This window comes from Dactylosporangium sp. CA-052675, assembly GCF_050947935.1.
Classification (GTDB): Bacteria; Actinomycetota; Actinomycetes; order Mycobacteriales; family Micromonosporaceae; genus Dactylosporangium.
Genome location: NZ_CP192010.1, coordinates 2,720,590 through 2,735,055, shown reverse-complemented (window position 1 = coordinate 2,735,055; position 14,466 = coordinate 2,720,590). Strand labels below are relative to the sequence as shown.

Here is a 14,466-nt window from a genome sequence, read left to right as displayed (position 1 = left end):
GCCGACATGAGAATCCTCGCCGTCGCGGTGCTCGGCGCCGCGATCCTCGTCGCCCCCGGCCTGGCCAGCGCGGCCAGCGCGGCCAGCGCGGCCAGCGCGGCCAGCGCGGCGCCGGCCGGACGCCAGCAGGACTTCACCGATGCCGCGAACGCCGCCGGGGTGCCGGCCGGCGTGCTCCTCGCCGTGTCCTACCTGGAGTCGCGGTGGGACACCAACCGCGGCGCCCCCAGCACCAGCGGCGGCTTCGGCCCCATGCACCTCACCGACGCCGCCGCGGTGACCGCGCGCCACGACGGCCTCGGCGACGCGCGGGGCGACGCCGCACGACCGTCCACCGTGGACAGCCCGGGCGCCGTGGCGGCCCCGGGGACGCAGACCCTCGGCCGGGCCGCCGAGCTCACCGGGCTCGCCGAGCAGCGGCTGCGCACCGACGCGCGGGACAACATCCGGGGCGGCGCCGCGCTGCTGGCCTCCTACCAGCGCGACCTCGGCGCACCGGGCGGGGCCGGCAGCGACCCGGCCGCCTGGTACGGCGCCGTGGCCCGCTACAGCGGCGCGGACACCGCCGACGCGGCCGGGGACTTCGCCGACGAGGTGTACGCGACGCTGCGCGACGGCGCCGACCGGGTCACCGACGACGGCGAGCACGTGACGCTGAGCGCGCACGCCGCGGTGCACCCGCAGGTGGCCTGGCTCGACCGGCTCGGGCTGCGCCGGCCGCCGCGGCCGGACGGCGTCGAGTGCCCGCCGGACCTGCCCTGCGAGTGGATCCCGGCCCCGTACGCGGATCTCGGCGGCGGGGACTACGGCAACCACGACCTCGGCGACCGCCCGGCGAGCCAGCGCGTGCGGTACATCGTCATCCACGACACCGAGGAGTACTACGACCGCACCGTGCAGCTGGTGCAGGACCCGGCGTACGTCAGCTGGAACTACACCATCCGCTCGGCCGACGGGCACGTGGCCCAGCACGTGAAGGCCAAGGACGTCGCGTGGCACGCCGGGAACTGGTACGTCAACGCGACCTCGGTCGGCATCGAGCACGAGGGCTTCGCGGCCGAGGGCGCCTGGTACACCGAGGCGATGTACCGCGCGTCGGCGAAGCTCGTGCGCTACCTCGCCGCCCGCCTCGACGTCCCGCTCGACCGCGGCCACATCGTCGGCCACGACAACGTGCCGGGCACCGTGCCGTCCACCGTGGCCGGGATGCACTGGGACCCGGCGCCCTACTGGGACTGGGGGCACTACTTCGACCTGCTGCACGCGCCCTTCCGCGGCACGGGCACGGCGCGCACCGGGCTGGTCACCATCGACCCGGACTACGACGCGAACCGGCCCGCGTTCACCGGCTGCGACGGTACGACGGACGGCCCCTGCCCCTCCCACGGCGCCTCCGCGCTGGTCCTGCACACCGCGCCCGACGCGAACGCCCCGCTGCTGAGCGACCCCGGGCTGCACCCCGACGGCTCGGCGTCGACGATGGCCCTGTCCGACACCGGATCGCGGGTCTCGGCCGGCCAGACCTACGCCGTCGCCGGGCGCTCCGGGGACTGGACGGCGATCTGGTACCTCGGGCAGCGCGGCTGGTTCCGCAACCCGCCCGCGCACCCCACGGCGAAGTGGGCGACGGGCCTCGTCGCGGTGCCGAAGCCCGGCAAGGAGACGATCCCCGTCTACGGCCGCGCGTACCCGGAGCCGGCGGCGTACCCGGCGGGCGTGCCCTACCAGGCGATCACCCCGCTGCAGTACACGTTCGCGGCCGGCCAGCGGTACGCGGTCGCGGGGATCGTGCCCGGCGAGTACTACCGCGCGGTCTCCTTCGACGGCTCCGCACCGGGCGACCGGACGGTCGTTCGGGGCCAGACGAGGTACGCGCAGATCCAGTTCGGGCACCGGTTCATGTTCGTCAATCTCGACGATGTGCGGCTGGTACCGTCGCCGCTCACGGGAGGATCGGCCGCGCCGCGGCCGTGAGGGTCGCGGCCCGGGCCGGGGACAGCGACTCCTCGACCACGATCCGCGCGTCGCCGCACGCGTGCAGCATGACGCCCGGCTCCACCACGATGCCGACGTGGTGGACCCGGGCGCCGGGCAGCGCGAAGAAGTACAGGTCGCCGCGGCGCTCCCGGCCCAGCGGCACCGGTTCGGCGGCGGCCGCCTGGTCGCGGGCGTCGCGGGGCAGCCGGACCCCGGCGCGGCGCCAGGCGAGGTGGACGAGGCCGGAGCAGTCGATGCCGTGCGGGGAGAGGCCGCCCCAGACGTACACGGCGCCGAGCAGCCGCCGCGCGGTCCGCAGGGGGTCGGGCGCGTCGGCGCGCACGTCGGACTCGGCGACCCACAGCGGCCCGGCGGACCCCGGCACGTGGACGGGCCGCCACCCGTCGCGGCTCGGGCCGGCCGCGACGAGCCGGGTGCCGAGCGCGACGCCGGGCATGGCGAGCGTCCCGTTCGGCTCGTCCCGCAGGTCCGTCCAGAGGGCGTCCACCATGGACACCGGGCCGTCGCGGTGCGCCTCCTCCGCGAGCTGGGTGATCGGCAGCCAGCCGGGGTAGTCGCCCTGGCCGGGCAGGGTGACCCGGGCCCAGCCGTCGGCGTGGACCTCCTCGACCTCGGCCGCGTCGCCGAGCAGGGCCTGGGTCACGACGTTCGCCGGGGTCCGGTGCTGCGGGTCGCGGTAGAGCGTGGCGAGCGGGATGCGCACGGTGTGCGTCATGGCGGCTCCTCGAGACTCAGCCCCAGTCCTGGCGCGTCGGGCAGCACGACCTCGGCACCTTCGTAGCGCAGCCCGCCGGTCACCGGGGAGGCCCCCAGGAACCAGGCCGCGTCGAGGTCGGAGACGACCGTGGTGCCGCACGCGGCCACGAGGGCGGCCGCGGCGCCGACGCCGATCTCCGTCTCCATCATCGAGCCGACCATGGTGCCGACGCCGTGCGCGGCGGCGAGCTCGAGCAGGGTGCGGGCCGGGCCGAGGCCGCCGCACTTGGCCAGCTTGACGTTCACCAGGTCGGCGGCGCGGCGGCGGATGACCTCGGTCAGGTCGCGGACCCCGAAGACCGCCTCGTCGGCCAGGATCGGCACGTCGACCCGGGCGCTGACCCAGGCCAGCCCGTCGAGGTCGGCCGCGGGCACGGGCTGCTCGACGAGCTCGACGTCCAGGCCCGCGTCCTGCATCCCGCGGATGGCCCGCACCGCGGCGCGCGGGGTCCAGCCCTGGTTGGCGTCGAGGCGGATGCGGGCGTCCGGGCCGGCCGCGGCGCGGATGCGGGCGACGCGGGCGACGTCGGCGGCGGCCGCGTCGCGCTCGCCGGCGCCCTTGCCCACCTTGACCTTCAGCACCCGGAAGCCCTCGGCGACCCGGGCGGCGGCGGCCGCGGCGAGCTCGTCGGGGCCGCCCGCGGGCAGGGTGACGTCGGTGGGCACGCGCAGCCGGGCGCCGCCGAGCAGCCGCACGAGCGGGATGCCGAGGCGGCGGGCGGCGAGGTCGTGCAGGGCGGTGTCGGCCGCGGCCTTCGCCCCGAAGTTGCGCACGGCGGCGCCCTGGACCGCGCGCAGGTTCGCGTTGAGGTCCTCGGCGTCGCGGCCGGTGAGCGCGGGCCCGATGAGCTGGGCCACGCAGGCCTCGGCCCCGGCGACGGACTCGCCGGTGACCTTCCAGACCTCGGGGGCCTCGCCGAAGCCCGAGCGGCCGTCGGCGTCGACGACCTCGACGAGCAGGCTCTCGACGGTCGTGGCGGTGCGCAGGGCGGTGACGAACGGGGTGTGCAGCGGCACGCTCACCCGGTGCGTGCGGACGGCCTCGATCGTCATCGGCCCCGCTCCGCCCAGGCGTCCGCGGAGATCTCGGCGATCCGGCGGCAGGCCCGCTCGTCGTAGTCGTCGGGCGGGACGCCCCGCGCGGTGGTGCAGACGGCGATCACGTACGGCTCCGCGTCGGGCGGGGTGACGAGGCCGGCGCTGTGCCGTACCCCCGTCATCCAGCCGTTCTTGTGCGCGACGCGCACCCCGTCGGGCAGGCCGGCCGCGAGGTCGACGCGCCACTGCTGGTCGGCGAGCAGGTCGAGCATCTCCGCGCACGCCTGCGGCCCGGCGAGGGCGCCGCGGTGCAGGGCGGAGAACAGCGCGGCCAGGTCGGCGGCGGTGACGACGTTGTCCAGCCCGGCGTCGCGGGCCGCGTAGTCCTCGATGCCGCGGGCGGTCACGCTGTGCGCCGCGCCCGCGAGCCGCCACACCTCGGCCACGGCGGGCAGGCCCACGCGGGCCAGGAGCAGGTTGGTGGCCAGGTTGCTGGAGCGCACGATCATCCGGCGGGCCAGCCACCGGGCGGGCACGGCGGTGCCGAGGTGCGGCCAGACCTCGTCGTCATCGTCGTAGGAGCGGTCGTTGCGGTACCGCGAGCCGTCGCCCAGGGCGCTGGCGAAGTCGTTGACGACCGGCACGGGCTCGTCGAGGCCGCCGGTGCGGTACAGCGCCGCGAGCACGGCCACCTTCATCGTGCTCGCGGCGCCGTGGAGGCGGTCGGGGTCCTGCACCTGCCGGGGCGGGCCGCCGGGGCGACCCACCCACACCGAGACGTAGCTCGTCATCCGGCCTACTTCACATAGGTGTTCACGAACTGCGGGCTGCCGAAGATGCTGTCGACGAACACGCCGTGCACCCTCGAGCCGTGCAGCGTGAACATGACCTGCACGTAGAGCGGTACCACCGGCGCGTACTCGCGCATGATCCTCTCGTCCAGCTTCGCCCATTCGGCGCCCTGCCGCTCGACCGGCAGCGCGAGCACCCGGTCGAACTCGGCGTTCAGCGCGGGCGCGTTGAGGTAGGAGGCGCCGTTGTTGCTGCCGCCGTCCTTGATCGCCCGGCCGTCGTAGAGCACCGGCAGGATCGCGGCGCCGCTGGGCCAGTCCGCGCCCCAGGAGCCGATGTAGAGGTCCCAGGGGTTGTCCCGCTTCTTGGTCTCGTCGAGGAACGCGTCGGCCGGGATCGCCTTCAGCGTGATCTTGAAGCCGGCCTTCTCCAGGTTGCCCGCCAGCTGGGTGCTGAGGGCCTGGTTCGTCGCGTCGTCCGGGAACGCGAGCACGAGCTCCTTCGCCGCGCCGCCGAGCAGCTCCTTCGCCTTGGCCGGGTCGCCGCTGCGGCCCGCCGGGTAGGCGTCGTACTGCTTCCACCCGATCGTCGCCGGCGGCATGAGCGTCGTGACCGGCGCGGCGAACGTGGCCCCGCCGAGGGTCTTGATGAGCCCGTCGCGGTCGATGGCGTAGTTGAGCGCCTGGCGCACCTTGAGGTCGGTGACCCGCTGGTTGTTGATGGTGAGCGTGAAGTGCTGCGGCGTCGGGGCCTGCAGGATGCGGTCCTTGAGCGCCGCGTCCCCGACCACCTTGGACACCAGCGACGGGTCGACGCCGTTCCAGGAGACCGCGGTCTGGTCGGCCCCGCCGTCGGTGATGATCCGGTTGGTCTGGGTCACCGGGTCGGGCCCGAACGACCAGACGAACGCGTCGGGATACTGGTGGCGCACCGCGTCGGTGGCCGGGTCCCACGCGGTGTTGCGCTCCATCGTGAGCTGGGTGCCGGCCTCGTTCTTGGTGATCTTGTACGGCCCGGAGGAGACGGGCCGGGCGTCGTACTGCGTGCCGGTGTCCTTCGCCGCGGGCACGGGCGCGGTCGCCGGCAGGGACGCGGCGAAGGGCAGGTCGCAGTGCGGCTTCGCGAACGTGAGCTGCAGCGTCCGGTCGTCGGGGACGGTGAGCCCCGGCGGGAGCGCGCTCTTGTCGCTCTTGAAGTCGAAGGCGGTGTCGAACTGGGGCGAGTCGGCGAGCCACTCCTGGATGTAGGTCGGGCCGCCGGTGAGGGACAGGTCGAAGGAGCGCGCGATGCCGTAGGCGATGTCCCGGGCGGTGATCGCCGAGCCGTCCTCGAACTTCACCCCGTCCTTGATGGTGAAGCGCCAGGTCCTGCAGTCCTTGTTGACGTCCGTGCCCGGGGTGGTCGCGAGGTCGCCGACGAGCGTCACGTGCCCCTGCCCGTCGTCCTTGTAGGTGGTGAGCCGGCGGGCGTAGAGCTGCGAGGCGTTGAGCCCGACGAAGCTGTAGGTGCGCTGGGGGTCGAGGTGCGCGATCTTCGTCTGCCGGATGACCGTCACGGTGCCGCCCCTGGCCGCGCCGGGCACCTCGGCGGCCGGGCCCTGCGAGTCCTTCGGGTCGGTGGCGATCGCGCCGCTGGCCTGCCGGGTGGTGTCGACGCCCGGATCGTCGCCGGTCTTGGTGTTGTTCGTGCAGGCGCCGAGCCCCGCCACGAGCGTGAGCAGCACGGCGGCCGTGCGTTCTCTGCGCATTGTCCTCCCCTATCGCAAGCGGATCCGCGGATCGATCCGGGTGTAGAGCGCGTCGACGACGATGTTGGCGACGATGATGAAGGCCGCCGCGAGCAGGACGGTCGCCATGATGGTCGGCAGGTCCCCGTCGCGCACGGCGTCGATGGCGGTGCGGCCGAGGCCACGCAATCCGAAGGTGGTCTCGGTGATGACGGTGCCGCCCAGCGCGGTGCCGACGTCCAGCCCCGCGGCCGTCACGAGCGGGGTGATCGCGGCGCGCAGCACGTGCCGGCGCACCACGAGCCGCTCCGGCAGGCCCTTCGCGCGGGCGGTGCGCACGAAGTCCTCGGACATCGTCTCCAGCATCTGGGCGCGGGCCAGCCGGGCGTACACGGCGGAGAAGAGGAACGCCAGGGTGCACCAGGGCAGCACGAGCGCGGTGAGCCAGGCCAGGGGATCGTCCAGCAGCGGGGTGTAGTGCGGGTAGGGCAGCACCTTCAGCGTGTAGACGAACACCAGGAGCAGGACGCCGCCGACGAAGTACAGCTGCATCGAGGCCCCGGACAGCGAGAAGCCGATCGCGAGCCGGTCGAACACGGTGCCGCGGCGCAGCGCGGAGAGCATGCCGAGGCCGATGCCCAGCGCCAGCCACAGCAGCGCCGCCGGGATCACGATGCTCAGCGTCACCGGGAGGGTCCGCGCGAACGTGTCGCGCACCGGCTCGTTGTTGACGTAGCTGTACCCCAGGCAGGGTGCCGGGCAGCCGTCGCGGCCGGCGACCACGCCCTTGAAGTACCGCAGATACTGCACCGGCTTCGGATCGTTGAGCCCGAGCTCGTCGCGCACCCGCTCCAGCCGCTGCGCGTCGCAGTTCTTCGGGCACATCGCGGCGGCCGGGTCCCGCGGCAGCGCGAAGAACATCAGGAACGTCACGACGCTGACCGCGAAGAGCGTGAGCAGGCCCAGCAGGACCCGGCGGGCCAGGAAGGTGCCCATGCGCGCCTACCGCTGCGACTTCGGGTCGAGCGCGTCGCGCAGCGCGTCGCCGAAGAGGTTGAAGGCCAGCACGAGCACGAAGATCGTGACGCCCGGGAACAGCACGTAGGCCGGGTCGGTCTGCAGGTAGTTGAGGCTGCGGAAGATGGTGCGGCCGAAGTCCGGGGTCGGTTCGAGCATGCCGATGCCGAGGAAGGACAGGGCGGCCTCGCCGGTGATGTACGCCGGGATCGCCAGCGAGAAGGCGACCAGGATCGGCGCCCCGAGGTTGGGCAGCAGCTCCCGCAGCAGGATGCGCGGGACGCGGGCCCCGCCGGCCTTGGCCGCCTCGACGAACTCGCGCTCCCGCAGCGAGAGCACCTGCCCGCGCGCGAGCCGCGCGGTCGTCGTCCAGCCGAACGCGGTGAACAGCGAGATGAGCACGACGACCCGGAACCAGCCCGGCACCGCCTCGCGGGGCCCGTAGAAGTGCAGCTCCAGCGGCCGGATCACGGCGAGGGTGAAGATGAGGAACGGCAGCGCCAGGGTCACGTCGGTCACCCAGTTGAGGACGGCGTCGACCCACCCGCCGAGGTAGCCGGCGACGATGCCGAGCAGCACGCCGACGACGGTGGTCATGAGCGCGGCGGCGAAGGCGATGCCCAGCGAGGTGCGCATGCCGTAGACCATCTGCATGAACAGGTCCCGGCCCTGGCCGGGCTCGAGGCCGAACCAGTGCGCGCCGCTGATGCCGCCGGAGATGCCGTACGGCATCCCGTAGCGGTCGAGGTCGTCCTTGAAGTCGTCCTGCGGCCCGACCCCGTAGGCGAGCCGGATGAGCGGCGCCGCGAGCGCGACGACCACGAGCAGCACCGAGACCACGCCGCTGACGAGCGCGGTCCGGTCGCGGCGCAGCCGCCGCCACGCCATGCGCCCGGGCGAGCGCGTGGCGAGCTCGAGGGGCGTGATGCTCATGCGGCCGCCCCTTCCCGAACACGGTGTATGTAGCTATTCGCCGAGCCCTGCCGCGGCTACGAAAATAAGCTACAACGACGACCAGTGATGTGTGAAGCCCCTCTATCCTCGGCCGGGTGGGAAAGATCGTGCGGGTGCTGCTGGCCGCGCTGCTGTCGGCGTTCGCGGCCGGCGCACTGCTGCGGCTCTACGCGCCGGTCGGCGGGGCCGAGCGCCAGCTGCGCTACCTGCGGGCCGAGCTCGACGCCGGCGCCGGGCAGGACGCGCAGCGGCTGTTCCCGGAGGGGTACTTCTTCCTGCACGCGCTCTACGGCCTGGCCTGGGTCGACGTCGGGCGGCGCGCGCACGACAAGACCGAGGCGGTGCGCGAGATCCGCTGGGCGCTGGACCGCCTGGACTCCCCCGACGGGACGGCGCCGTTCAGCGCCGGGCTCGCGCCGCGCTACGGGATCTTTTACGCCGGGTGGACGAACTGGCTGCGCGGCGGGCTGCTCGGCCTGCGACGGGATCCCGACCAGGTGCGGCGGTTCGAGGCCGACTCCCGGGAGATCGCGCGGGCCTTCGACGCGAGCGCGACGCCGTTCCTGCCGGCCTATCCGGGGCAGTCGTGGCCGGTCGACTCCACGGTGGCGATCGCCTCGCTGGGCCTCTCCCCCGGCCACGCCGGCACCGTGCGGGCGTGGGTGGACAGGGCCCGGCAGCGGCTCGACCCCGCGACCGGGCTGCTGCCCCACGTGAGCGATCCCGCGACGGGCGAGCCGCGGCAGGGGGCGCGGGGCAGCTCGCAGAGCGTCATCCTGCGCTTCCTCGCCGACGTCGACCCGGGGTTCGCGCGCGAGCAGTACCTGCGCTTCCGCAACCTGTTCGTGGACTCCCCGCTGCACCTAGGCCCCGCGGTGCGCGAGTATCCGAAGGGGACGCAGGGCGCCGGGGACGTCGACAGCGGGCCGCTGCCGCTGGGGATCTCGTTCTCGGCCACCGTGGTGGCCATCGGCGCGGCCCGGGTCAACGGCGACGGCGCGCTCGCGGACGCGATGGCCGCCTACGGCGAGGTCGCCGGGGTGCCGATCACGACCTGGCACACCAAGCGGTACGCCCTCGGCCTGCTCCCGATCGGGGACGCGTTCCTGGTGTGGGCGAACACCACACCGGCCCGGGCGACGGGGATCGACGGCGGCGCGAGTCCACTGTGGAAGGTGCCGCTGACCGCCGTCCTACTGCTGCTCGGCGCCGCCCCCTGGATTCCCCGGCGGCGCGAACGGCGCCAGCAGCAGCCCGGCCGCCCGGACGAAGGCCTCATGGTCGAGCCCGTCGTCCCAGAGCGTCTGTAGCACCAGCCCCTGGTAGATGGCGACGAACACGCGGGCCAGGGCCTCGGGGTCCTCGGTGCGCCCGGCGAGCAGGGGCGCGACGGCGGCCACGGGGCGCTCGACGTTCGCGCGGGACATCGCGCGCACGTCCGGGTCGCGCACCGTCTCCGCCCACACCTGCACCGCCAGCTGCAGCTCGGGCCGGGTCCCGGGCGCGCCGACGCGGCGCAGCACGTCGAGGTAGCCCGCGGCCGGGTCGTCGCCGAGCATGGTGGTGCGCCGCTCGTGCCACTCGGCGACGATGGCGGCGATCATGTCGTCCTTGCCGGTGAAGTACCGGTAGATGAGCCCGGCGCTGATGCCCGACGCGCGCACGATGTCCTGCATCGACGTGCGGTGGAAGCCTTCCCGCGCGAAGCAGGCCGCCGCGGCGTCGAGGATCTGGCGCCGGCGCGCGGCGAAGTGGGAGTCGTCGACCTTAGGCACGGCAGACCGCGATGCGGTAGAACTCGGCCGTCGGCTCGTCGCGGCCGAGGGGCTCCAGGTAGCGCGCGGCCGCGTCCCGCGTGGAGAGGTCCTCGGTGAGGTGCAGGGCGCGCTGCTCGAGGTAGCCCGCAAGCTCGGCGGGGTCGAAGCCGAAGGTCCACGGCTCGCCCCCGCGGCGCACGGCGTCGTGCCACTGCGCGAGGCCGGTGAACGTGCCCGCGCCCGCAGTGCTCTCAGTGCCCTCGGTGCTCTCGGTGCTCTCGATGCTCTCGATGCTCTCGATGCTCTCAAGGGCGGCCCGGTCGACGTAGGTGAACACGACGGTGCTGCCTGGGGCGAGCAGGCCCGCGAGGGCGCGCAGGGTCGCGTCGACGGACTCGGCCGTGAGGTAGTTCGTGACGCCCTCCCACACGACCACGGCCGGAGCCGACGCGTCGAAGCCGGCGGCGAGCAGAGCCGGGGCGAGGGCGTCGCGGGTGAGGTCGACGGGGACGTAGCGCACGGCGCCGCCCGCGGGCACCCGGCGCCGCTTGGTGGCCTGGGTCGCGGGGTGGTCGACCTCGAACGCGACGGGCCCGGCCAGGCGGTGCGCTCGGTTGTCGAAGCCGGCACCGAGCAGCACCAGCTGCGGGGCCCCGGCCGCCCGGATCTGGTCGTCGATGAAGCGGGTGCGCACCACGGCCGAGGCGCGCGGGCCGCCGGCGAAGTGGTGGTCAAGGTAGCGCACGATCCACCGGTGCACGGCGGGCACGCGCGAGGCGGTGGCGACGGCGCGGTGCAGCGGCGGCAGCATCCTCACGGCGAGCCGGTCGTCGAAGAGCCGGTCGTGGCGCCGGTTGTGCTCGAGGGCGCGGAAGAGCGCCACGTGCTCCGCGGAGCGGCTGCTGCCTCGCATGCCGGTAACAATAATGAATGAACGTCCATTTTCACAAGTCGGCCAGCTGGTCCGCGACGGCGTTAAGCAGGTCAGCGCCCGTGAAGGGCTTCTCCAGCAGGTGCACGCCGGGGTCGAGGATCCCGTTGCTGGTGAGCACGGGCTGCGCGTAGCCGGACATGAACAGCACCCGGGTCGCCGGGCGCAGCTGCAGCACCCGCTCGGCCAGCACCCGGCCGAGCATGCCCGGCATCACCACGTCGGTGAGCAGCAGGTGGATCGCGCCCCCGTGCTCGGAGGCGAGCTGCAGCGCCGCGACCCCGTCGGCGGCGGAGAGCACCGAGTAGCCGCCCCGGCGCAGGATCCGCGTGGTCACCTCGCGCAGCGCCGGCTCGTCCTCGGCGACGAGCACGGTCTGGCCCCGGCCGGGCGGGCGCGCGGCCCGGACGGCGTCGTCGGCGACGAGCTCGGCGTCGCTGGCCGGGAGCAGGATCGTGATCGTGGTCCCGACGCCCGGCTCGGAGTAGATCTGCACGCGCCCGCCGGCCTGGGCCACGATGCCGTAGACGGTGGCCAGCCCCAGCCCGGTCCCCTCGCCGCTGGGCTTGGTGGTGAAGAAGGGCTCGAAGGCGTGCTCGATGACCTCGCGGGGCATGCCGGTGCCGGTGTCGGAGACCCGGACGCGCACGTGCGGGCCGGGCGCCAGGCCCTCGCGGACCGCGGTGTGCCCGTCGTCGACGTGCACGAGCCCGGTGTCGATGGTCAGGTCGCCGCCGCCGGGCATCGCGTCGCGGGCGTTCACGGCCAGGTTCACCAGCACCTGCTCGAGCCGGCCGGGGTCGGCGACCACGTTGGGCAACCCCTCGGCGAGCGAGGTGCGCAGCGAGATGTGCTCGCCGATCGAGCGGTCCAGCATCAGCTGGACCTCGCCGATGACCTGGTTGACGTCCAGCGGCCGCGGTCGCACCACCTCGCGGCGGGCGAACGCGAGCAGCTGGTGGGTGAGCTCGCTGCCCCGGCGCCCGGCCCGCAGGATCTGCTCGGCGTCGCGGGCGAACGGCGTGTCCGCGCCGTCCTCGACGATGAACTCGGCGTAGTTGAGGATCACGGCGAGCAGGTTGTTGAAGTCGTGCGCGATGCCGCCGGCGAGCTGGCCCAGACTCTCCAGCCGCTGGGTGCGCTGCTGGCGGACCTCGTCCTTCTGCCGCTCCGCCTCCTCGCGCAGCCGCCGGTGCTCGGTCATGTCCCGCACGCTGGCCAGGGTGATCTCGCCGTCGTCGCCCTTGAGCGTGCTCAGCGTGATGTCGACCGGCAGCCCGGTGCCGTCGGGCCGGCGGGCGACCGCGGGCTCGCCCCGCGACGCGTCGAGCCCGCCCGGCAGGAGCCGCCGCACGGGCATCCCGATCATGTCGAAGCGGGCGATGCCGAAGAGGCGCTCGGCCGAGGCGTTGACCAGCACGATCCGGTCGTCCTCGCCGACACCCAGCAGCGGGTCGGGGGCGGCGTCGAGCACCGCCTGGACCTGCGCCTCGGCCCGCTCGCGCTCGCTCATGTCGCGGGTGATCGAGGTGACCCCGACCGTGCGCCCGTCGGCGCCGGTGAGCGGCGACACCAGCATCGACACGGTGAGCTCGGTGCCGTCCCGCCGCTGCCGTACCGTCCGGAAGCGGTCGACCCGCCCGCCCGCCGCGACGATCGCGCGGATCTCCGCCTCGTCCCCGCGCCGGTCGGGCGGGATGATGGCGTCCTTGGGGCGCCCGACCATCTCCCCCGCCGCGAAGCCGTAGAGGCGCTCGGCCCCCGGGTTCCACGACAGCACCCGCCCGTCGAGGTCGGTGGTGACGATCGCGTCGTGCGAGGACTGCACGATCGAGGCGAGCAGCGACTGGGCGGGGTCGAACCCGTCCGCGCCCGTGTCGCGGATGGTGGCCACCAGCAGCGGCCCGTCGCCGGCGCCGATCACCGAGAGCGTGATGTCGGCCAGGAACTGCGAGCCGTCGCCGCGCACCATGTTCAGCGGCTGGCCGGTGCGGACCGCGGGGTGCTCGCCGTCCATGTACGCGGCGAGCCGGGGCACCATCGAGGGCCCGTCGGCCGGCACGAGCACGTCGACGGAGCACCCGCAGAGGTCCTCGCGGCCGAACAGGTCCCGGGCGGCGGCGTTGGCCAGCTCGATCCGCCCGTCGTAGCTGGAGATGATCAGAGGGTCTGGCGCCACTTCGAGCAGGCTCCGGGCCAGCCGCTCCGTCCACCGCATTTCACCAAGAGTAGAAGACTTGTGACTTTGCGTTTAATACTTAGGACATTTCGGAAATATTAGGTCTATGAGCGTTGACCCGAATCGGCCCAGCGCCGCTCGCATCTACGACCACTACCTCGGCGGCCGGCACAACTTCGCCGTGGACCGGGCCGTGGCCGCCCGCGCGCTCGCGCTCATCCCCGATCTCCCGCGCATCGCCCGGGCCAACCGGGCGTTCCTGCACCGCGCGGTGCGGTACGCCGCCTCCCGGGGCGTGCTGCAGTTCCTCGACGTCGGCTCGGGCATCCCGACCGAGGGCAACGTCCACGAGATCGTGCCGTCCGCGAAGGTGGTGTACGTCGACGTCGACCCCACCGCGGTCGTGCACGCGCGGCAGATCCTGGCCGGCAACCCGTCCACCGCGGTCATCCAGGCCGACCTGCACGACGCCGAGCAGATCCTCGGCGACCCGCAGGTCAAGGCGCTGCTGGACTTCACGCGACCGGTCTGCCTGCTGCTCGTGGCCATGCTGCACTTCGTGCCGGACACGCCGGAGCTGCGCGCGGCCCTGCGCACGTTCCGCGACGCGCTCGTGCCCGGCAGCCTCATCGTGCTGTCGCACGCGACCGGCGCGGTGGGCGACCTCGCCGACCTGTACACGCGCGCCGGGACGCCGATGGTGCTGCGCGACCGGGCCGAGCTGGCGGGGCTGCTGGAGGGCTGGGACCTGGTCGAGCCCGGCGTGGTGCACGGGCCCGCGTGGCGGCCGGACGAGCCCGTCACCGAGCCGGAGTCGTACGCGACCCTGGCCGCGGTCGCGGTGCGCCCCTAGAGGTCCCCGGCGCGCTCTCGGAGGTCCTCGTCGGCCGGGCCGGCCTCGGCCGTGATGACGAGCTGCTCGACGTGGCGGTGCGGCGCGGGCCGGCCGGCCACGGGCACCTCCGCGGCGACCGCCTCCAGCGCGGCCCACACGGCCTTGAGCGCGTCGTCGCCCCCGCGCAGGTGCAGGGTGGGCGAGCCGCGCAGCTCGATCACCAGCGGCCCCTCGGCGCGCTCCTGCACCACGGCGCCGTTGCGGATCGGCACCCGCTCGGCCGGGCCGGCCTCGCGCAGGAGGTCGGCGAGCGCCCGCAGGGCCGCGGGCGAGCCGGTCAGGTCGAGGTTCTCGCCGATCACTCGCAGGCGGCAGTACCGCTGATCGTCCATCCCGCCATTGTGCCGCCGCGCCCCCGGCAACACGCAGCGGCCCGCGCGGGGGCGACCCGCTGATCACCCGTCCCCCACCCTGCCGCCGCGT

Annotated in this window: 13 protein-coding genes; 3 read left to right on the top strand and 10 right to left on the bottom strand. The window is 74.1% G+C overall.

Translation table 11 applies throughout. From position 1 onward, the window contains the following. The first annotated feature begins 6 nt into the window (after positions 1-6). Entirely contained in the window at positions 7-1,974 is a 1,968-nt protein-coding gene (locus ACQP1P_RS12335) for an N-acetylmuramoyl-L-alanine amidase (protein WP_433086103.1), read from the top strand. Here the strand turns inward: ACQP1P_RS12335 and ACQP1P_RS12330 are convergent. The 6 genes from ACQP1P_RS12330 to ACQP1P_RS12305 are packed head-to-tail and all read right to left on the bottom strand — an operon-like array spanning position 1,943 to position 8,260. Continuing rightward, a complete protein-coding gene (locus ACQP1P_RS12330) occupies positions 1,943-2,713 on the bottom strand; it encodes an NlpC/P60 family protein (RefSeq protein ID WP_433086101.1) in 771 nt (256 codons plus the stop codon). The genes ACQP1P_RS12335 and ACQP1P_RS12330 overlap by 32 nt on opposite strands. Then, the gene (locus ACQP1P_RS12325) at positions 2,710-3,807 is read right to left on the bottom strand and encodes a mandelate racemase/muconate lactonizing enzyme family protein (RefSeq protein ID WP_433086099.1); all 1,098 of its coding nucleotides are present in this window, start codon (positions 3,805-3,807) and stop codon (positions 2,710-2,712) included. Before ACQP1P_RS12325 ends, ACQP1P_RS12330 begins: the two co-directional genes overlap by 4 nt. Further along, a complete protein-coding gene (locus ACQP1P_RS12320) occupies positions 3,804-4,583 on the bottom strand; it encodes a serine hydrolase (protein WP_433086098.1) in 780 nt (259 codons plus the stop codon). Before ACQP1P_RS12320 ends, ACQP1P_RS12325 begins: the two co-directional genes overlap by 4 nt. 5 nt (positions 4,584-4,588) lie before the next feature. After that, positions 4,589-6,331, bottom strand: coding sequence for an ABC transporter substrate-binding protein (locus ACQP1P_RS12315; RefSeq protein WP_433086096.1), 1,743 nt, complete (start codon positions 6,329-6,331; stop codon positions 4,589-4,591). Between the two features lie 9 nt (positions 6,332-6,340). Beyond that, positions 6,341-7,306, bottom strand: a complete 966-nt coding sequence (locus ACQP1P_RS12310; RefSeq protein ID WP_433086095.1) for an ABC transporter permease — start codon at positions 7,304-7,306, stop codon at positions 6,341-6,343. A gap of 6 nt (positions 7,307-7,312) precedes the next feature. Then, positions 7,313-8,260: an ABC transporter permease gene (locus ACQP1P_RS12305; protein WP_433086093.1), complete on the bottom strand. Its 948-nt coding sequence runs from the start codon at positions 8,258-8,260 to the stop codon at positions 7,313-7,315. Positions 8,261-8,376: 116 nt separating this feature from the next. Between ACQP1P_RS12305 and ACQP1P_RS12300 the strand changes: the two genes are divergently transcribed. Then, positions 8,377-9,591 (top strand): hypothetical protein, encoded by a 1,215-nt coding sequence (locus ACQP1P_RS12300; RefSeq protein ID WP_433086091.1) that lies wholly within the window; start codon positions 8,377-8,379, stop codon positions 9,589-9,591. On the opposite strand, the gene ACQP1P_RS12295 is transcribed toward ACQP1P_RS12300, so the two are convergent. Genes ACQP1P_RS12295 through ACQP1P_RS12285 form a run of 3 tightly spaced genes read right to left on the bottom strand, consistent with a single transcriptional unit; the run spans position 9,475 to position 13,148 of the window. Then, on the bottom strand, positions 9,475-10,056 hold the full coding sequence (locus ACQP1P_RS12295) for a TetR/AcrR family transcriptional regulator (protein ID WP_433086089.1): 582 nt from the start codon (positions 10,054-10,056) through the stop codon (positions 9,475-9,477). The genes ACQP1P_RS12300 and ACQP1P_RS12295 overlap by 117 nt on opposite strands. Continuing rightward, positions 10,049-10,951, bottom strand: coding sequence for a class I SAM-dependent methyltransferase (locus ACQP1P_RS12290; protein ID WP_433086087.1), 903 nt, complete (start codon positions 10,949-10,951; stop codon positions 10,049-10,051). Before ACQP1P_RS12290 ends, ACQP1P_RS12295 begins: the two co-directional genes overlap by 8 nt. A gap of 31 nt (positions 10,952-10,982) precedes the next feature. After that, positions 10,983-13,148 carry a PAS domain S-box protein gene (locus ACQP1P_RS12285; protein ID WP_433086085.1) on the bottom strand — a complete coding sequence of 722 codons (2,166 nt, stop codon included), beginning with the start codon at positions 13,146-13,148 and terminating at the stop codon, positions 10,983-10,985. A gap of 106 nt (positions 13,149-13,254) precedes the next feature. On the opposite strand from ACQP1P_RS12285, the gene ACQP1P_RS12280 reads away from it, so the two are divergent. Continuing rightward, on the top strand, positions 13,255-14,001 hold the full coding sequence (locus ACQP1P_RS12280; RefSeq protein WP_433086083.1) for an SAM-dependent methyltransferase: 747 nt from the start codon (positions 13,255-13,257) through the stop codon (positions 13,999-14,001). Here ACQP1P_RS12280 and ACQP1P_RS12275 read toward each other — a convergent pair. After that, the gene (locus ACQP1P_RS12275) at positions 13,998-14,375 is read right to left on the bottom strand and encodes a hypothetical protein (protein WP_433086081.1); all 378 of its coding nucleotides are present in this window, start codon (positions 14,373-14,375) and stop codon (positions 13,998-14,000) included. The two genes, ACQP1P_RS12280 and ACQP1P_RS12275, sit on opposite strands and share 4 nt — an antisense overlap. Positions 14,376-14,466 lie beyond the last annotated feature (91 nt).